We start from the raw sequence: 18,157 nt of genomic DNA, 5'->3' as shown, positions 1-18,157 counted from the left end.
TCCCGCACCTCCTGGTAACCGGGTTGGTGTGCCGGACCAAGGGAAAGCGGGTGCGGCGCGGCCCGTCAACCGGAAGACGCATTTCCCCGTCAGGCTGTCAGCCCGGTGTCAGGAATGGTGTTTTCCCTTGCCCGGGGCGGGGCCGCAATGCTTGATTTCCGGCATGCCTGCCGTGGGATGCGGCAGCCCCCCACTCCCCGACCCCAACGCCGGAGGACCCGTCATGCGCGGAACCTACGCCGTGCCGTACGTGAGCCGTGGCAGCATCCTCGGTGCAGCCGAGGCCAAGGCGCTGGAGCAACTGATCGCCTCGGACGGCTCCCTGTCCACGGGATCGTTCCGGGACCGCTTCGAGCAGCGGTTCCGCGAACACATCGGCACGCGGCACGCCCTGTCGGTCACCAGTGGCACGGTCGCGCTGGAACTGGCCATCCACCTGCTGGACCTGAAGGAGGGCGACGAGGTCATCGTCACCCCCCAGACGTTCCAGGCGACCGTCCAGCCCCTGCTCGGGCTGCCAGCCACCGTCCGGTTCTGCGATGTCGACCCCGACTCGCTGAACATCGACCCGGCGTCGCTGAAGTCGCTGATCACCGACCGTACCCGGGCCGTGCTGCTGGTCCACTACGGTGGCTGGAGCGCGGAGATGGACGAGATCACGGCGGTGACCCGGGACCGGGGCATCACGGTGATCGAGGACTGCGCGCACGCGCTGGGCGCGGTGTACGACGGCCGCCGCCCCGGCTCCCTGGGCGACATCGGCTGCTTCAGCTTCCACGCGTCCAAGAACATCACCACCCTCGGCGAGGGCGGCATGATCACCCTGGACCGGGACGACTGGGCCGAGCGGCTGGACCGGCTCCGCTCCAACGAGGTGGACGGAGAATTCGCGTCGGCCCGCCACGAGGGCCTCGTGCCGGGCCGGGAGTTGCTGCCCTGGATGAAATACGCGTCACCCGCGTACGAGCAGGTGTGCTCCGAGGTCCGCCGCCCGGGCACCAACGCCACCCTGTCCGAGGCGGCGGCCGCCGTGGGCCTGGCCCAGATGGAACGGCTGGACGAACTGGTGGACCGCAGACGGGAGATCGCCCGCCGGCTGGACGAGGTGATCGCCGGCCATCCGTACACCCGCCTCCAGCAGCCGCGGTCCGGGGTGCGGCACGCCCAGCACCTCTACACCTTCTTCGTGGACGGCCCGCCCGGCCTGCGCGAGGCGGTGGTCCGCGGTCTCGACGAGCGCGGTGTGGAGGTCCAGCTGCGCTACCTGCCGCTCCATCTGCTGCCGGAGTGGCGCGAGCGGGGTCATGGCCTCGGGCAGTGCCCGGTCGCCGAGGAACTGTGGTTCGGCCAGCACGTCAACCTACCGTGCCAGCCCGGGCTTTCCGACCGTCAGGTCGACCATCTGGTGGCCGCTCTCGAAGACGTTCTCAGCTCCGAAGTGAAAGGACTGTCATGCCTCTCATCGAAGTGAAGCTCTACCAGGACCGGCTCGACGAGCGCACCCGCGCCGAGCTGATCGGCCGCCTCACGGACGCCGCGGCCGGTGCGCTGGGCGAGGAGGTGCGCGAGGCCGTGTGGGTGGTGCTCACCCCCGTGCCCCGGGAGAGCTGGGGGATCGCGGGGAAGCCCGGCGCATGAACTTCGAGAACATCCACCTCGCGGGGGTCGGCACGTACCTCCCGCCCGCCGTCACGACGGAACAAGCGGTCCGCACCGGCCGGTACGACGAAGAGGCCCGCGAGGCTTCCGGCCTGGAGTCGGTCGCCGTCGAGGAGTCCTTGTCCGCCGTCGACATGGCCGTACGCGCCGCACAGACCGCGATCGGGCGGTCCGGCCACCGGCCGGAGGACTTCCGGGGCCTTATCCACAGCAGCACGTACTACCAGGGCCCCGAAGGCTGGTCGCCGGCCCACTACGTACTGCTGCACACTCTGGACCGGCCGGTGTCCGCCTTCCACGTCCAGCACGGCTGTCTCGGTCTGCTGGCGGGCCTCCAGACGGCGGCACTGTACCTGGGCGCCTCGGCCGATCCCGACGCGGCGATGCTGCTGACAGCCGCCGACAACTTCGCGACACCTCTGGTGGACCGCTGGCGGTCCTCGTCGATGTTCGTGCTCGCGGACGCAGGCTCCTCGCTGGTGGTTTCGCGGCGCGGCGGCTTCGCCCGGCTGCTCGCCATGGACTTCGTCTCGCAGCCCGGCATGGAGGCCATGCACCGCGGGAACGAGCCGCTGCTGCCCCCGCAGGCGCCGGTGCACCGGGTGATGGACTTCGAGACCCGTCTGGAGCACTGGCGGCTGAAGTGGGCGGAGGGTGGTGCCATCCCGCTCGGGGACTTCGGCGAGCTGATCGCCGACAGCGTGCAGCGCACGCTGACGTCCGCCAGCAGTTCACTCGACCAGGTCGCCCGGATCGTGCACAACGGCTTCAATCGGGATCCGCTGAGCGTGTTCCTCCTCGACCCGCTGGACCTGCGCGCCGAGCGCGGTACGTGGGAGTTCAACCGCCGCATCGGCCACGCGAGCGTGTCCGACTTCGCCCTCGGTCTCGAACACCTGTGGAGCAGCGGCCAGGTACGGACCGGGGACCAGGTGCTGATGCTCGGCTTCACCACCGGCATGGAGGCCGCCTGCGCCCTGCTGGAGATCACCGCCGAGCCCGGCGGGACCGGCTGACCCCGATCAGAGACCCGAGAGGAGTTCTTTCGATGCTCGAAGGATGCACCCCCTGGCCACCTGAGGTGGCCGCACGCCACCGCGCCGAGGGCCACTGGCGTGGCGAGAGCCTGGTGGACCTGCTGGACGCCGCCGTCGCCGCGCACGGCGACAAGGCCGCGCTCGTCCAGGACGACGTACGGATCTCGTACGCCGAACTGGGCCTGCGCACCCGGCGGATGGCCGTCGGCTTCCGCGCCCGCGGCATCGGCGCGGGTGACCGGGTCGTGGTCCAGCTGCCCAACGGACCGGACTTCGTCGTCGTGTGCTTCGCGCTGTTCCGCCTCGGCGCCCTGCCGGTCTTCGCGCTGCCCGCCCACCGCGCCCAGGAGATCCGCCATCTGTGCGACCACTCCGGTGCGGTCGGATACGTCTTCCCACACAGCCACCACGGCTTCGACCACCTCGGGCTGGCCCGTCAGGTCCGCGCGGAGGTCGGCGGGCTCACGCACCTCTTCGTCTCCGGCGCCCCGCAGACCGGGGACGAGAAGGGGGACGGGGACGTCGTACCGCTGGCGGAGGTGGACGCCGAGCCCGTGCCGCTGCCCGCCCCCGATGCTTCGGACGTCGCGTTCTTCCTGCTGTCCGGGGGCACCACCGCCCTTCCGAAGCTGATCCCGCGCACCCACGACGACTACGTCTGCCAGGCCCGGGCCGCCCGCGCGGCGGGCCCGGTCTCCGCCGACGACGTGTACCTCGCCGTCCTACCCGTCGAGTTCAACTTCACCTGGGGCTGCCCCGGGGTGATCGGGATGCTCGGCGCCGGCGGCACTGTGGTGCTGGCCCAGGACCCCACCCCCGAGCGGTGCTTCCCGCTCATCGAACGGGAGGGCGTGACCTTCACCTCCGTCGTTCCGAGCGTCCTGCAGTTGTGGCTGGAGGCGGCGGAATGGCACGAGGCGGACCTCGGCAGCCTCCGCTTCCTCCAGGTGGGCAGCGCCAAGCTGTACCCGGAGGTGGCCGCGCGCGTCGAGCCCGCCTTCGGCTGCCGGCTCCAGCAGGTCTTCGGGATGGCCGAGGGACTGCTGACCTTCACCCGCGAGGACGATCCGGCCGCCACCGTGCTGGGCACCCAGGGGCGGCCGGTCTCCGCGGCCGACGAGATCCGCATCGTCGACGAGCAGGACCGGGAGCTGTCGCCGGGTGGCATCGGCGAGCTGCTCGCGCGGGGCCCATACACGCTCCGGGGCTACTACCGGGCCCCGGAGCACAACAGCCGGGCCTTCACCGACGACGGCTTCTACCGCAGCGGCGACCTGGCACGGTTGACGCCCGAGGGAAACCTCGTGATCGAGGGTCGCATCAAGGACGTCATCATCCGCGGCGGCGACAAGGTTTCCGCCGCCGAGGTCGAAGGCCATCTCCTGGCCCTCGGATCGGTCTCCCGCGCGGCCGTCGTGCCCTGTCCCGACGCGTTCCTGGGCGAGCGCACCTGTGCCTTCCTCGTCCCCGTGGACCGGGCCCCGACGCTGGCCGAGATCAAGACGGCCCTGGAGCAGCGCGGCCTGGCCGCGTACAAGCTGCCGGACCGCGTCGAGATCGTCACCGAACTGCCCCTGACCGGTCTCGGAAAGACCGACAAGAAGGTGCTCGCCGCGCTCGCGCGCGGCGAGGCCGTCCCCGCCGCGGCGGCGTTCCTCCCCGCCCGCGCGCCCCGTGCGGCGGCACCGCACGCGGGCTGAACCGACCGCCACAGAAAGGCCGACACCACGATGGACACCGACGCGCCCCGCTCGGCGGACGAGATCCGGGCGGTGGTCGCCGCGCTGATCGACACGGCGCCGGACGACATTCCCGACCAGGCGAACCTGGTTCTCCTGGGCCTGACCTCGCTGGACCTGATGCGGCTCAGCGGCCGCTGGCGGCGCAGCGGCGTACCAGTGAAATTCGAGTCCCTGGTGGCGGATCCGACCATCGGGGGCTGGGCCCGGCACGTCGCCTCCGTCACCACGGACGCCTGAGGCCGACCGCCCCCGGCCGCCTCCCCGGCCCCCCTTGCGCACCGGACCCGAAAGGAGCCAGAGCCTTGGCGCTCTCCGCCATTCCCGCCATCCGCCCGTACCCCCTGCCCGCGCCCGCCGGCCTGCCGGAGAACACAGCCGCCTGGGAGGCCGACCCCACCCGCGCGCTGCTGCTGATCCACGACATGCAGCACTACTTCCTGCAGTTCCTGCCGGCCGGGCAGGAGCCGCGGACGGGGCTGGAGGACCGCGTGACCGCGCTGCGGCAGGGCGCCGCCGAGGCCGGCGTGCCAGTCGCGTACACCGCGCAGCCCGGCGACATGACCCCGCGCCAGCGCGGCCTGCTGGCGGACTTCTGGGGACCCGGAATGAGCACGGCGCCCGAGCACCGGGGCTTCCCCGAGCAGTTCGGGCCGGCGGCCGGGGACCACGTGCTCACCAAGTGGCGGCCCAGCGCCTTCTTCCGCACCCGTCTGGCGGAGCTGATGCGCACCCTGGGCCGCGACCAGCTGGTGCTGTGCGGGGTGTACGCGCACATCGGTGTGCTCCAGACCGCCTGCGACGCCCTGGCCCGCGACATCGAGTCGTTCATCGTGGCGGATGCCGTGGCGGACTTCGGCGAGGCCGACCACCGGATGGCGCTGGAGTACGCGGCGGCCCGGTGTTCCGTGGTGGTGCCCACCGAAACGGTGCTGACGGCCTTCCGGGGCGGCCCCGCGCCGCGGGGTCCGGGTGCCGCCCGATGACGGGCCCGATGGGGGACGCCGGTGACGTGGCCGCCCTGCTGGACCGGCTGGGCGAGGCGGGCGGGGCGGCCTCGTTCGCCCTGCTGCACCGGCCGGAGGCGGGCGACGGCGCCTCGGTGGACGTGCTCATCGGTGAGATGACGCCCGTCTCCGCCCTGGCGGACATCCCGCTGCCCCCGGCGACCCCGGGCGAGCGTCACGAGCAGCTGGTCCTGCTGCCGTACCGGCAGATCGCCGAGCGCGGCTACGCCTGCCCGGACGACGGCGAGGAGCTGCTCGTCATGGACATACACGAGCAGGGCGCCGTACCGCTGGACGCCCTCCTCGCCGCGCTGCCGGAGTCCGCCCTGACCGTCCGCGGCGGCGCGTTCGACGTGGACGACGCGGCCTACGCGCAGACGGCGCGGCGGATCGTCGAGGACGAGATCGGATCGGGCGCCGGGGCCAACTTCGTCCTCAAGCGCACCTACACCGCATGGATCGACGGCTGGTCGGCCCGGTCGGCGCTGGCTCTGTACGGACGGCTGCTGCGCAACTCCCCCGGCGCGTACTGGACGTTCCTCATCCGCTCCGGCGGGCGCACCCTCATCGGCGCCAGTCCCGAGCGGCACATCACGCTGGACGGGGGCACGGCCGTGATGAACCCGATCAGCGGCACGTACCGCTACCCGCGGGGCGGCGCCACCCCCGCCGGCGTCCTGGAGTTCCTCGCGGACGGCAAGGAGCGCAACGAGCTGTACATGGTGCTCGACGAGGAGCTCAAGATGATGAGCCGGCTATGCCCGCAGGGCGGCCGGGTCGTGGGGCCGCGGCTGCGGGAGATGAGCCACCTCGCGCACACCGAATACTTCATCGAAGGACACTGCGACCGCGATCCGCGCGAGGTGCTGCGCGAGACCCTCTTCGCGCCGACCGTCACCGGCAGTCCGCTGGAGAGCGCCTGCCACGTCATCGCCAAGTACGAGCCGGACGGCCGCGGTTACTACGCCGGTGTCGCGGCCCTGCTCGGCCGGGACGCCGCCGGGGAACGCCGGCTGGACTCCGCGATCCTGATCCGTACCGCGGACGTGGACCCCAGGGGCCGGCTGCGGCTGGGCGTCGGCGCCACCCTCGTACGCGACTCCGACCCGGTGTCCGAGGCCGAGGAGACCCGGGCCAAGGCCGCCGGGCTGCTCGCCGCCCTGGACATCGGGGCACCGCCCGGACGGGCACCGCACGAGCCCGCGGCCGGCCGGCTCGGGACCGATCCCGGGGTCTCGCGGGCACTGCGCGCGCGCAACGACCCGCTGGCGGGCTTCTGGCGGGCCTCCCCCGGTGACCGCTCGCCGCGCCCGCCGCACCTGGCGGGCCGCCGGGCCCTGCTGATCGACGCCGAGGACACCTTCACGGCCATGGGCGCGACGCTGCTGCGCGGGCTCGGGCTCGACGTGACGGTGCGGCGGTTCGACGAGCCGTACTCGGTGGCCGGTCAGGACCTGGTGGTCGTGGGGCCCGGTCCCGGGGACCCGCGCGAGACCGGCCACGTCAAGATCGCGCACCTGCGGGACCGGACGCGGCAGTTGCTGGCGGCCGGCACTCCGTTCCTGTCGGTCTGCCTGGGCCACCAGGCCCTGTGCGGCGTGCTCGGTCTGCCCCTGGTCCGCAAGCGGGTGCCGCACCAGGGCGTCCAGCGCACCGTCGACCTCTTCGGGCAGCGCGAGGACGTGTACTTCTACAACACCTTCGCGGCCCTCTCCCCGGCCGATCGCCTTGAGGGGCCGCAGTCGCGCCCGGGGTGGGTGGAGGTGTCCCGGGACCCGGCGACGGGAGAGGTCCACGCGCTGCGCGGGCCCGGCTTCGCCTCGGTGCAGTTCCACCCCGCGTCGGTGATGACCCGCAACGGCATCGGCATCCTCGAACAGCTCATCGGCACCGTGCTGGCGCGTTCGCCCGTGCCCAAGCCGGCACCCCGCCCCGAATCTCCCCGAAATCGCGAGGCCATCGCATGAGTTCCTCCCTGATCACCGGCGGTGCGCTCCCGGCTGCGCCGGCGGCCCCGCCCACCGCACAGCACCCGGGCTGGCAGGACCAGGAGGCCGTCGACGACGTCACCCGGCGGCTGGCCGGCTATCTGCCGCTGGTCCTGCCCGCCGAGTGCGACCGACTCCGGGCCCGCCTGGCGGCGGTGGCCCGCGGCGAGGCGTTCCTGCTCCAGGGCGGCGACTGCGCCGAGACGTTCGACGCGCTGAGCGCCGAGTCGGTGGCGGCCAAGCTGGACACGCTCTTCTCCATGGCGGGCTCACTGACGGCCGGTGCGCGGCTGCCCGTGGTGGTGCTGGGCCGGATCGCCGGCCAGTTCGCCAAGCCGCGGTCGCAGCCGACCGAGGTGCGCGGGGGCGTGACGCTGCCCGCCTACCGGGGCGACGCGGTGAACGGGCTGGAGTTCTCCGCCGCGCTGCGCACCCCGAACCCGTACCGGATGCTGCGGATGTACGGGGCGTCGGCCGCCGTCCTCAACAGCATCAGGGCCCTGTCGGCCGCCGGGGAGGATCCACAGGAGTTCTTCGTCTCCCACGAGGCGCTCCTGCTCGACTACGAGCGGCCCCTGACCCGGCTCGATCCACGCACCGGAGCCCGGTACGCGGGCTCCGGCCACCTGCTGTGGGCGGGCGAGCGGACCCGGCAGCCCGACGGCGCCCACATCGGCTACCTCGCCGGTATCGCGAACCCCATCGCAGTGAAGCTCGGACCGAGGGCCACCGCGGCCGAGGCCGTGGAGCTGGTGCGGCGGCTCGACCCGGAGCGGGTGCCGGGCCGCCTCACCTTCGTCGTCCGCATGGGCGCGCAGCGGGTGCGCGAGGTGCTGCCCGACCTGGTGGACCGGGTCACCGCCTGCGGCGCGCGGGTGGGCTGGGTGTGCGATCCGATGCACGGCAACACCTACACCGCCCCTTCGGGGCACAAGACGCGGGCCTTCGGCGACATCGTCGACGAGGTGTCCGGCTTCTTCGAGGTGCACCGCTCGCTCGGAACGCATGCGGGGGGCATCCACGTGGAGATGACCGGGGAGGACGTGACGGAGTGCGTGGGCGGCAGCGGCGGCACGGACGTACACGACCTGCCGCTGCGCTACGCCTCCGCGTGCGACCCACGGCTCAGCCGGGACCAGTCCCTCGAACTCGCCGGGCTCACGGCGCGGATCGCGGGACGCAGCCCGATCGCTGCGCGCCCGGGTCGAGTCGGCGGGCCAGCTCCGAACGGGCGGTGATCCCCAGTTTTCCGTACGTGCGGTGCAGATGGTTCTCGACCGTGCGCACCGACACGTACAGCCGGTCGGCGACCTCCTGGTTGGTCAGGCCGGCCGCCACCAGGGCGGCGACCTCCCGTTCCCGCAGGGTCAGGGCGGCGGGGAGGTCCTCGCGCCGACGCTCCGGCGCGCCCGCCCACGGCGGCAGCCCTCCCCCGGTGGAGGCCGTGATCTCCTGGCACAGCAGCCGGGCCGCGCGGCCCCTGCGGTGCCGGCCGTCGGCCTGATGGGCCTGGGCGGCCTGTGCCGCGGTCTCGGCGGCCAGCGGCCTCAGCCCGAGGGCAGCGAAACGTCTGGTCAGCTCCTCCAGCGCATCGCCGTCGTGCAGTGCCAGTGCCTGGACGTGCCGGGCCTGGAGGGCCGTCGTGCCGGTCAGCACGGTCAGCTCGGGCAGCGATCCGACGGCCTCTTCGGTGGCGCCGAGCCGGGCGGCGAGGTGGAGGGCCGAGACCTCCTGGGCCCGGCGGCCGGCGGCGCCGGCCGACCTGGCGACAGACAGGGCCAGCCGCACCGCCTGGGCCCGGTCGCCGACATGGGCGTACACCAGGGCGGATTCGAGCGCCGTCCCGTCCTGCGCCAGCGGATAGCGGACCCCTCGGCCCTCCAGGGAGCGCACCTCTACGAGGGTACGTACGGCCTCTGCGTGCGCGCCCGCCTCGGCGAGGACGGCGGCCAGCTGGGCCAGCGTCCAGGCGGGGGCCGTGAGCCAGTCGGCGGGCGCGTCCACGGCGGCGGCCCGGCGCAGTTCGTCGACGGCCGCGTCCCGGTCCCCGCGCGCGCGGTGCAGCCGGACGCGCAGCAGCGCCACGCGTACTCGGTCCCGCGGATCGCCTTCGTCCCACCATTGCATGCCCCCGAGGAGGGCGGCGGCCGCGGCGACGCCCGCCGTGTGGAGGGCGGCGTAGGTGCGCATCCACTGGGCGGCGGTATCGACGGTCGTGCCCTCCTCGGGGTCCGGCGGCAGCCCGGCGAGCAGACGGGCGGCGGACACCGGATCACCGCGCTCGACCAGGGCGAAGGCCGCGGGGACGGTGACGAGGCCTGCGAGTGCGCCCTCGCGCGGCGGTGGTGCGCCCTCGCGCCCGGCGGCCGCCGCCGACACGTCCGCGAACCGGTCCTCCAGCAGCCCGAGCAGGGCGCGCGCGCCGCGGAACCGCAGCCGGCCCGTGCCCTGCGCCGTGGTCAGGCCGCGCTCGACGACGCCGACGGCCTCTCCCAGGCGGCCCAGCCCGAAGGCCATGTTCACCGCACGGACGGCGGTGGCCTCGTCGGTCAGGCCCGCGGGCAGGCCCGGCGCTTCGGCGAGTACCCGTTCGGCTTCACGGTGCCGGCCCCGGCCCTGTAGGGCCTGCACCAGCACGAGCCGTACGCCGGCGGCGACGGCCTCGTCGGCCGGACCGTCCGGGTGCGACAGGGCGGTGCGGGGCAGCGTCTCGGCCTTGCCGAAGTCGTGTCGGCGCAGGGCCCGTTCGGCCGCGGCCCGCAGCTGCCCCGTGGGGGGCGTCTGGCCTGCGGCGAGCCGGAGGTCGACCACCCGCCGGACGTCGTCGTGGCGGCGCATGCCCACCGCCTCAATGCCGTCGGCGAGCTGGCGGCGCAGCCGGCGTCCTTCGAGTTCGGGCATGGCGCGCAGCACCACGGCGGAGTACAGCGGGTAGGCCAGCCGCAGGCGCAGCCGCGGGCCGGAGCGTTCGGTGACGAGGAGGCCGCTGCGGTTGAGCGACTCGGCGGCGTGGGCCAGCCCGGCGGCGGCCGGCAGGTCGGCTTCCAGGGGCTCGGCCAAGGCGACGAGCTGGACGAGTTCGCGTTCGTCCGGCCGCAGGTCGTTCAGGCGCAGCTGGACGAGGGCGGCCGGACGTCCCCCGGGAGCGGCCGGCAGCTCTCCGCGCCACTGCCAGAGCGCGTCTTCCCGGCGCAGGGCGCCGTCGGAGAGGGCGGCGTCGGTGAGTTCGCGCAGGAGCAGGGCGTTCCCGCGGGTGGCGGTCCACAGCCGTTCCGCGCAGTCGGCGGACAGCTGGCCGCCGAGCCGGGCCTGCAGCACCTCGCCGGCCGTGGTCCGGTCGAAGTGGGGTACTTCGACGCGCTCGACGAGGCGCTCGACCCACAGGGCGCTGATGTCGCCCGGCATGGCCACGCCGGAGAGGGCCGTCGCGATCAGCCGGATCCGGCCGTCTCGGACCAGGGCGTACAGGCAGGCGGCGACGGCGGGGTCGATGAGGTGCGCGTCGTCGAGACCCAGCACGGGGCCCGCTGCGGACGGGGTGGCGGGCGGGCTCTGCGGCACTCTGGGGAACTGCCTGAGGGCGTCGGCCAGCGAGCCGCTCGCGCCGGTGGGGACGGCGCCGCCCGCCCAGAGGGTGGCGGCGCCACCGGCCGCCGCCCGTTCCAGCGCGGCGTGCAGGAGCCGGCTCTTGCCCACCCCCCATTCGCCGCTGAGCAGCACGCCCCGCGGTCCGGCGAGCGCCCTTTCCACGTGGTCGATTTCGGATTCCCGGCCCGCTGTCGGCCAGTCTGCGGAGGTGGCGATCCCCCAAGGCATGGCTGTGTGCCTTCCGTTCCCCCGGTGTGTCCGGGCCGTCAGAGGAGGAGGGTGCCGCGCACGACGGTCACCGCGCTGCCGCTCATCTCGACCGACGTGACGCGGTCGCCTTCGCGGGTGGCCCGCGCGTACATGGTGGAGGGCCGGCCCATCCAGGCGCCCTGAGTGATCTCGATCTCCGTACCGTCCTCGATCAGTGCGTGCCGGGCCAGATGGATCGCCAGCGGGCCGGAGGCGGAACCGGTGGCGGCGTCCTCGACCACGCCGTACGCCGGCGAGAACATGCGCGTGTGCCAGGTGCGGCCGCCGCCGGCGAAGCAGTTGGCGGCCATGTCCGGAAAGGCGGAGAGGGCACGGTGGTCGGGGCGCAGTGCGGCGAGGGCCTCGACGTCGGGCAGGCCGACGAGGACATGGCGGGGACCGTTGCGGTAGACCTCGACCGGGAGGGTTGAGTCGGTCAGGCCCAGGGCGGCGAGGAGTTCGGGGGTCTTCTCGTACGGCTCCCAGACGGGTATCGGCTGACGCATGCGGATGCGGGTGATCCGCTCCCCGGCACGCTCCAGCTCCACGGGGACGGCGCCCATCGCGGTCTCCAGCAGCAGGCGGCCGGCGCACCGCTCCTCGCCGAGGACCTGGGCAGTGCCGAGCAGCGGATGGCCGGCGAACGGCAGTTCGTTGACGGGGGTGAAGATCCGGATGCGGGCGTCGCCGCCGTTTTCGGGCGGCAGGACGAAGGTGGTCTCCGAGAGGTTCATCTCGCGGGCGATGCGCTGCATCTGGCGGGGGGTGAGAGCGGCGGCGTCCAGGTAGACGGCGACCGGGTTCCCTTCGAGGGGGGTGTGGGTGAAGGCGTCGGCAACGACGTACTGGTACATGGTCAGTTCGTTCCTTCGCTCCGGGCCGGGCGGGCAACATCAGGGCATGGGTGCGGCCGGCGTGCGGGCGAGGCCCGCCCCGGGCCTGTGGCCGCCGGACGGACGCCGGCGGCCACCTCCTGTACTCCGGTCACGGCTGGAGCCTCAGGACCGACCAGGAACCGCCCTGGTGGTCGTAGCGCAGCCGGCGGTGCAGCCGGTCCGGGCTCGACTCCCAGAACTCCAGGCAGTGCGGGACCAGCTGGTAGCCGACGAACGGCTCGGGCCGGGGCAGCGGCCCGAGCGCCGACAGCCGCGCGGCGTGGGCGCGCAGGGCCTCCACGTCCGCCAGCACCTCGCTCTGCCTCGACGCCACCGACATGGCGTGGGTGGTGACGGGCCGGGCTGCCCACAGGGCGTCGGAGTCGGAGTCGGGCAGCTGCTCGACCGGGCCGGCGACGATGATCTGACGGCCGCTCTCGCGCCAGTAGAGCACCCCGGACGCCCAGGGCATGACGGCGAGTTCACGGTCCTTGCGGCTGCCGCGGTGGCTGGTGAAGACCAGGCCCGTGTCCGAGAGCGAGTTGAGCTGCACGATCCGGCTGGAGGCGCGGCCGTCCGCGCCGGTGGTCGCCAGGGCGATCGCACCCGGTTCACGGACCTCCTCCTTGGCCCGGTCGAGCCAGGTGCGCAGCAGGGCCAAGGGGTCGGCCGGGGGCTTGCGGAACTCTTCGGGTTCACGGACGGGAGCCGCCCCGGCGCCCTGGTCGGACGGCGTCGTCATCGTCCCCGCACCTCCAGCGCCCGGCCCAGGCCGACGAGGGAGGTCAGTGCGTGCCGTCCTTCGACGGTCGCCTCGATGTCGAACCAGGTCCGGTGGGTGGGCGGATAGCCGATCAGCTCGCCGGCGCTGCGCGGATGCGGCGGTGTGGCCGCCTCCGCGGACTCCCAGACCAGGACCGCGCCCCAGCGGTTGTTCTCGTCGTCGGCGATCCACAGCTTCAATACCAGGCCGGGCTGGTCGGACCAGGCGGCGACGGCCTCGTCACACAGGAACCCTCGGAGCGATTCGATGGTCTGCGCGGACTCCGCGAGCTCCCACCACGCGATCATCGCCTTCACGTGGGGATGCCTTCCCGGCGCACCACGGGCACCTCGATACCGAGCGCCCGGAGCTGGTTGAAGGGGTTCATGAACTCCCGGTTCTGCACGATCTTCCCGCCGTCCAGCAGGAAGGAGTGGAGGAAGTGGTTCTTGTAGTGGCCGTCCTCGTAGCCGGGGAAGCGGATCGCCCCCTCGCCGTCGCACTCCACCCAGAACCGGTTGGGGTCCTGGGTCTCGAAGATCTGGATGTTGAACCACACCCAGTCGGGGAAGCACTGCAGGGACCAGACGGCATGCTCCGCCAGCCGGTCGCGGCCGCGGATGGCGATGGGTCCGGGGGTGTCGGCGGTCCACAGGCCGCCCTCGCCGTCCTCCACGAAGAGGAGATGGCGCTTGAGACGGTCCTGACCGGTGGTGTGCATGTACGTCTCGACCGTGGCCCGGTTGATGCGCCGGAGTTCGGCATGGTCGGTAAAGCCTGGGCTGAGCGTGGCGTCGGACACGACGTGACCTCCCGTGGATGGGACACAGATCAACTGCTCGGAATATGCTGCAAAAGCTGGCTATATCAGGGCTGCCGGTCGCTATACAGCGGCTATAGGCCGTGCCCGGCACGGCGCACCGCCGCGCCGGATGACCTCGCCCGGCACGAACTCCGATCCCTCCGTGGTCTGCGCGTTCTCCGTGTTCTCGGCAGCGCTGTCGGCCGTCAGTACGCACATCAGCAGGCCGGGCAGCTCGAAGACGAAGCCGCCGTCTCCGGCGGCTCCGGCCACGCCCAGCATGTGGGCGTCCACCAGCAGTTCGAGGAGGTCCTCGGTCGCCCCGGTCGGCAGGTCCAGCGCGACGGCGGCCGCGCCCACCGTGATGTGCCGCATCCGCAGGCCGGCGAGCCCGCGCAGAGCGCGGCGGGGACGGTCGGGGAGCCCGGCGACGCTGCACAGCAGCGCCGCGCCGACGTCGAGTTCACCGATGCGCAGCAAGCCGAGGGTGTCGCGGCCGGGGTCGGCCAGCCGGTCGGCGAGATGGCCCGGCGTCCAGTGCGGCCGGGCGGTCAGCTGCGCGGCTACGGCGCGAATGGTGGCGGGATGCAGGTCGCACAGGCGCAGCAGCCGCTCGGCCGCCTCCCGGTGGCCCCCCGCGACCGCCGAACCGCAGGTGATCCCGTTGAGCAGGTCCAGTGCCTCGCGCGGCTCCAGGCCGCCCAGGGCCAGGACGCGGACACCGGGCAGGTCGGCGAACCGCGGCCGCCCGGTGAGCAGGAACTGGGACCGGCCGCCACCGGAGACCAGGGGATGCACCTGCGCCTCGTCGGCGCCGTCGAGGACGACGAGGCAGCGCAGCCTGTCGAGGAGGGTGCGTAACAACCACATCCGCTCCTGTGCCCCCACCGCCGGGTCAGGGCGTTCACCGAGGCCGCGCAGGAGGTCGTCGACGACCTCGGCCTGCGGTCGAGGACGGCCCCCGGCGTCGTGGCAGCGGGCGAACAGCCGGCCATCGGGATAGGCGGGCGCGATGCCGTACGCGGCGCGCACCGCCAGTACGGTCTTGCCGCTGCCGGCCATGCCGGTGACCACGACGGGCCCGGTGCAGCCCGCGTCGTCCGGTGCGGGGGTCAGCCACTGCCGGAGCCTGCGCAGTTCGGCGTGCCGACCGGTGAAGTCCACGAGGTCCGGGGGCAGCGCGGTGTACGCCCCGTCACCGCGGCAGGGAGCCTCGCCCGTGGGGCCGGGGACCCGCGGGGACGGCCGACGGGCGTCCAGGGTGCCGGCGAGCAGGGACTGGAAGGTGCTGTTGAGTTCCTCCCCCGGGTCCACGCCGAGGTGTTCGGCGAGGACGGCCCGGCCCTCGTGGTAGACGGTGAGGGCTTCGGCCTGCCGGCCGCTGTGGCAGAGCGCGCTCATCAGCAGGGACCGGAGCCGCTCACGGAAGGGGAACTGCGCGACGGACGCGGTGAGCTCGCCGACGACGTGACGGGCCCGGCCGAGGGCGAGGTCGGCGGCCGTCTTCTCCTCCAGTACGGACATCCGCAGTTCCTCCAGCCTGGGGGCCTGCGAGGCGTCCAGGAACTCCGTGGCACCGGCGAGGGCGGGACCTCGCCACTGCGCCAGCGCCTCGGCGAACAGGGTGGACGCCTGTTCCAGCCGTCCGGCCGCCTGTGCGTCGCGGCCGCGGGCGGCCAGGCGTTCGAACTCCAGGTAGTCCACGGTCGCGCCGCTCGCCCGCAGCCCGTACCCGCGGGGCAGCCGGACGAACTCGACCGCGCCCCCCAGCGCCTTGCGCAGCCGGGAGACGTGCGTGTGCACCTGGGCGCGTACCGTCGCGGGCGGGGCCGCTCCCCACAACGCCTGCTGGATCTCGTACTGGGACAGCCCGTGCTCCCCCGCCAGGACCAGGGCCGCGAGGAGGGTTCTGGGCCGCATCCCGCCCAGCGAGCGGGGGCGGCCGCCGTCGAAGGCTTCTATCGGTCCGAGTATGCGAAGTTCCATGCCGTCCCTCGTCCGAGCTCTCCGGGCTCGGGCGCCGTGACGAGCTCGTTTTCAGGACGAGCCACGGCAACTCAGGTACGCCCGAGTCGAGTTGCATCCAATATGAGTCGAAGATCGATCCGGATGGGGACGCTAGCCTCGGCTCCGACAGGTGTCAACACGCCACCGGGCGTCGACGCACCCGACGCCGTGCCAGTAGATTGCCCTGGACACAGGGAGGTGCAACCTTGGCCAGCTCGGACGGCGGTGCGAGACTCACCCTTGCCGACAAGATCAATCACCTGTTCGAAACGGTGGTACCGGCCGGCCGTCAGCCGTACAACACCGAAGAAGTGGCCCGGGCCATCACCGAGACCGGAATACCCATCTCCGGAAGCTACATCTGGCTGTTGCGCAAAGGCCAGCGCGACAATCCGACGCTCAAGCACCTCGAAGGCATAGCCAAGTTCTTCGGCGTCCCTCCGGCCTACTTCTTCAACGACCAGGTCGCCTCCGACGTCCACGTGCAGCTCGCCCTCCTCGCGGCACTTCGCGACTCCAACGTCCAGCACGTCGCCCTGCGGGCCGCCGGCCTCTCCTCCGCGAGCCTGAACTCGATCAGCGAACTCATCGAGCGCGTACGGACCCTGGAGGGACTGTCCCAGCGCACTCCGGACAAGGACGCACTGGGCGAGCCCCAGGATTCATGACCTGATTCCCCCTGTCTGTCCGAACCCGACTCATGTTGCATGGGTCGTGTGTGGCCGGTGTGGCACGGGGGAGGAAGATTGCTGAAAGAGAGCGAGTTACGGCGGCGCTGCAAGCGTGAACTCCGGTCGCTGGGGGTCCAGCCGCCGTTGGACGTCGCCGTACTGTGCAGACTCCTCGGAGAGCGCCGGGGTCGGCCCATCCACCTGGTCCCCTACCGGCTCCCGGCGAACGGCCCGTACGGGCTGTGGATCGCCACGGACACCACCGACTACATCTTCTACCAGCAGGAAACCAGCAAGGCGCACCAGGACCACATCATCGTGCACGAGGTCGGGCACATCCTGGCCGATCACCACAGCGGTGAACTCGACGACGCACTGCTCGGCGCGATCATGCCGAACATCTCCCTCGACGTGGTCAAGCGGCTCCTGGGGCGCAGTTCGTACGACGAGGAGCGCGAACGCGAGGCGGAGACGATGGCCACCATCATCCTCGAATGGGCCCGCCTCCTCGATCAGGTCGCCCGGCCCGCACCACGGGACTCCTCGGCCGGGCGCATCCAGAGGGCGCTGACCGAGCGGCGCGGGTGGCTGTGACGTGCTGACGATCCTGCTCGGCGCGGTCCTGCTGGTCGCCCTCGTCCGGATGATCCACCAGATCGCCAAGGCCCCGTACGACCGTCCTCTTCAGGCCGTGACGTACTGCATCCTCTGCGCCTGCCTGTCCTTCCCCATGGGTCTGCGCAGCGTCGCCGACGACGTCGACGCCATGGCCGGCGCCGGAACCACGAAGCTGGTGCAGAACGTCCTGCTGCTCGGCACCGCCTACTGGCTCATGTGCTTCTATCTGCAATCGGCCTCGGACCCGCGCAGCGGCCGCCGGCGTGCCCGGATCGAGCTGATCCCGCTCGTGATCACCGCGGTCGTCATCACGGCGGCCCCGCTCGCGACCCCGCGCGCCGCGCGCACCCACGTCTACGCGACGGCGGACATGCGGGTGGCCGGAACCGCCGTGTTCTACCTGGCGGCCGGGATCTACCTGACGTACGCGCTCGCGATGGCACTGTGGTGGACCCTGCGGTACGTCGGGACCGCACGCGGCTCGCTCGCCGTCGGACTGCGGCTGGTCGCCGTCTCCCTGGCGTGCATGGTGGGCGCGGGCGCCCTGCGCGCCGTGCTGACCCTCGTCCGCGCCGGCGGTGGCGCCGTTCCCCCAGCTGTGATCACCAGCGTCAAACTGCTGCTGGACCTGGCGATTCCGCTCTTCGTCGTCGGCGTCCTGTACCCCGGGGTGGCCGACCGGCTGACGGCGCTGCGCCTGCGGTGGCGGCACCGGCGCGCCTACCGCCGGCTCACTCCGCTGTGGACGGCGCTGCACACGGCGTTCCCCGAGAACGCCCTGCACCCGGCGCCGTCCGGCGGCTGGCGCGACTGGCCCGCCTGGCGGGGCCCGCTCGGTGCACACCGGCGTTATTACCGGCGCGTGGTGGAGTGCCGGGACGGGCTCGTACGGCTCAGCCCGTACCTCGCGCCCCTCACCGAGGCCGGGCCGGTCGGCGGGCTGCCGCCTGACGTCGTGGCTGGACACCTGCGCCGGGCGCTGCGGGAGTACTCGGCCGGGGTGCCCGCCCCGTCCGGGGCGGTGGCGATCGCCCTCCCCCGGGGCGACAGCCTCGACGACGACGTGCACCAGCTCCTGCTGCTCTCGGACGCGCTTGGGGCCGCATGACCGCTCCGCCGGATCCTGCGGGGCGACCGACACGAAGGTGTGAGTC

Annotated in this window: 17 protein-coding genes; 11 read left to right on the top strand and 6 right to left on the bottom strand. The window is 72.9% G+C overall.

Translation table 11 applies throughout. The features are described from left to right. Positions 1 to 223: 223 nt before the first annotated feature. The 8 genes from OG737_RS25795 to OG737_RS25760 all read left to right on the top strand — a co-directional run bounded on the left by OG737_RS25795 (position 224) and on the right by OG737_RS25760 (position 8,668). On the top strand, positions 224 to 1,471 hold the full coding sequence (locus tag OG737_RS25795; RefSeq protein ID WP_328928575.1) for a DegT/DnrJ/EryC1/StrS family aminotransferase: 1,248 nt from the start codon (positions 224 to 226) through the stop codon (positions 1,469 to 1,471). Beyond that, entirely contained in the window at positions 1,453 to 1,638 is a 186-nt protein-coding gene (locus tag OG737_RS25790) for a tautomerase family protein (protein WP_328928574.1), read from the top strand. The genes OG737_RS25795 and OG737_RS25790 overlap by 19 nt, the downstream gene beginning before the upstream one ends. Further along, positions 1,635 to 2,675, top strand: coding sequence for a ketoacyl-ACP synthase III family protein (locus tag OG737_RS25785; RefSeq protein WP_328928573.1), 1,041 nt, complete (start codon positions 1,635 to 1,637; stop codon positions 2,673 to 2,675). The genes OG737_RS25790 and OG737_RS25785 overlap by 4 nt, the downstream gene beginning before the upstream one ends. A gap of 32 nt (positions 2,676 to 2,707) precedes the next feature. Continuing rightward, on the top strand, positions 2,708 to 4,396 hold the full coding sequence (locus tag OG737_RS25780) for a (2,3-dihydroxybenzoyl)adenylate synthase (RefSeq protein ID WP_405922042.1): 1,689 nt from the start codon (positions 2,708 to 2,710) through the stop codon (positions 4,394 to 4,396). Between the two features lie 30 nt (positions 4,397 to 4,426). Then, entirely contained in the window at positions 4,427 to 4,675 is a 249-nt protein-coding gene (locus OG737_RS25775; RefSeq protein ID WP_328928571.1) for a phosphopantetheine-binding protein, read from the top strand. Between the two features lie 65 nt (positions 4,676 to 4,740). Then, complete coding sequence (locus OG737_RS25770) at positions 4,741 to 5,421, top strand: isochorismatase family protein (protein ID WP_328928570.1); 681 nt, start codon at positions 4,741 to 4,743, stop codon at positions 5,419 to 5,421. Then, positions 5,418 to 7,409, top strand: a complete 1,992-nt coding sequence (locus OG737_RS25765; RefSeq protein ID WP_405922041.1) for an anthranilate synthase family protein — start codon at positions 5,418 to 5,420, stop codon at positions 7,407 to 7,409. Before OG737_RS25770 ends, OG737_RS25765 begins: the two co-directional genes overlap by 4 nt. Then, positions 7,406 to 8,668 carry a 3-deoxy-7-phosphoheptulonate synthase class II gene (locus OG737_RS25760; RefSeq protein ID WP_328928568.1) on the top strand — a complete coding sequence of 421 codons (1,263 nt, stop codon included), beginning with the start codon at positions 7,406 to 7,408 and terminating at the stop codon, positions 8,666 to 8,668. Before OG737_RS25765 ends, OG737_RS25760 begins: the two co-directional genes overlap by 4 nt. Here OG737_RS25760 and OG737_RS25755 read toward each other — a convergent pair. The 6 genes from OG737_RS25755 to OG737_RS25730 all read right to left on the bottom strand — a co-directional run bounded on the left by OG737_RS25755 (position 8,589) and on the right by OG737_RS25730 (position 15,693). Continuing rightward, on the bottom strand, positions 8,589 to 11,246 hold the full coding sequence (locus OG737_RS25755) for a LuxR C-terminal-related transcriptional regulator (RefSeq protein WP_405922040.1): 2,658 nt from the start codon (positions 11,244 to 11,246) through the stop codon (positions 8,589 to 8,591). The genes OG737_RS25760 and OG737_RS25755 overlap by 80 nt on opposite strands. A 38-nt stretch (positions 11,247 to 11,284) precedes the next feature. After that, complete coding sequence (locus OG737_RS25750) at positions 11,285 to 12,121, bottom strand: PhzF family phenazine biosynthesis isomerase (RefSeq protein WP_328928566.1); 837 nt, start codon at positions 12,119 to 12,121, stop codon at positions 11,285 to 11,287. A 130-nt stretch (positions 12,122 to 12,251) separates the two neighbouring features. Then, positions 12,252 to 12,884, bottom strand: coding sequence for a phenazine biosynthesis FMN-dependent oxidase PhzG (gene phzG, locus OG737_RS25745; RefSeq protein WP_405922039.1), 633 nt, complete (start codon positions 12,882 to 12,884; stop codon positions 12,252 to 12,254). Next, positions 12,881 to 13,213 (bottom strand): hypothetical protein, encoded by a 333-nt coding sequence (locus OG737_RS25740; RefSeq protein WP_328930477.1) that lies wholly within the window; start codon positions 13,211 to 13,213, stop codon positions 12,881 to 12,883. The genes phzG and OG737_RS25740 overlap by 4 nt, the downstream gene beginning before the upstream one ends. A 5-nt stretch (positions 13,214 to 13,218) precedes the next feature. Continuing rightward, positions 13,219 to 13,707, bottom strand: coding sequence for a PhzA/PhzB family protein (locus tag OG737_RS25735; RefSeq protein WP_328928564.1), 489 nt, complete (start codon positions 13,705 to 13,707; stop codon positions 13,219 to 13,221). 81 nt (positions 13,708 to 13,788) lie between these two features. Then, positions 13,789 to 15,693: a BTAD domain-containing putative transcriptional regulator gene (locus tag OG737_RS25730; RefSeq protein ID WP_405922038.1), complete on the bottom strand. Its 1,905-nt coding sequence runs from the start codon at positions 15,691 to 15,693 to the stop codon at positions 13,789 to 13,791. A 227-nt stretch (positions 15,694 to 15,920) separates the two neighbouring features. Here OG737_RS25730 and OG737_RS25725 point away from each other — a divergent pair, with 227 nt between their 5' ends. The 3 genes from OG737_RS25725 (at position 15,921) to OG737_RS25715 (ending at position 18,111) form a co-directional block, all read left to right on the top strand. Further along, positions 15,921 to 16,382: a helix-turn-helix domain-containing protein gene (locus OG737_RS25725; protein ID WP_328928562.1), complete on the top strand. Its 462-nt coding sequence runs from the start codon at positions 15,921 to 15,923 to the stop codon at positions 16,380 to 16,382. Positions 16,383 to 16,460: 78 nt separating this feature from the next. Next, positions 16,461 to 16,979 carry a hypothetical protein gene (locus tag OG737_RS25720; protein ID WP_328928561.1) on the top strand — a complete coding sequence of 173 codons (519 nt, stop codon included), beginning with the start codon at positions 16,461 to 16,463 and terminating at the stop codon, positions 16,977 to 16,979. Between the two features lies 1 nt (position 16,980). Further along, the gene (locus tag OG737_RS25715) at positions 16,981 to 18,111 is read left to right on the top strand and encodes an MAB_1171c family putative transporter (protein WP_328928560.1); all 1,131 of its coding nucleotides are present in this window, start codon (positions 16,981 to 16,983) and stop codon (positions 18,109 to 18,111) included. Positions 18,112 to 18,157 lie beyond the last annotated feature (46 nt).

This window comes from Streptomyces sp. NBC_00122 (assembly GCF_045160845.1).
In the GTDB taxonomy this organism is placed as follows: domain Bacteria; phylum Actinomycetota; class Actinomycetes; order Streptomycetales; family Streptomycetaceae; genus Streptomyces.
Note: the sequence above shows the minus strand (reverse complement) of the source record. Positions and strands in the feature narration are given on the sequence as shown.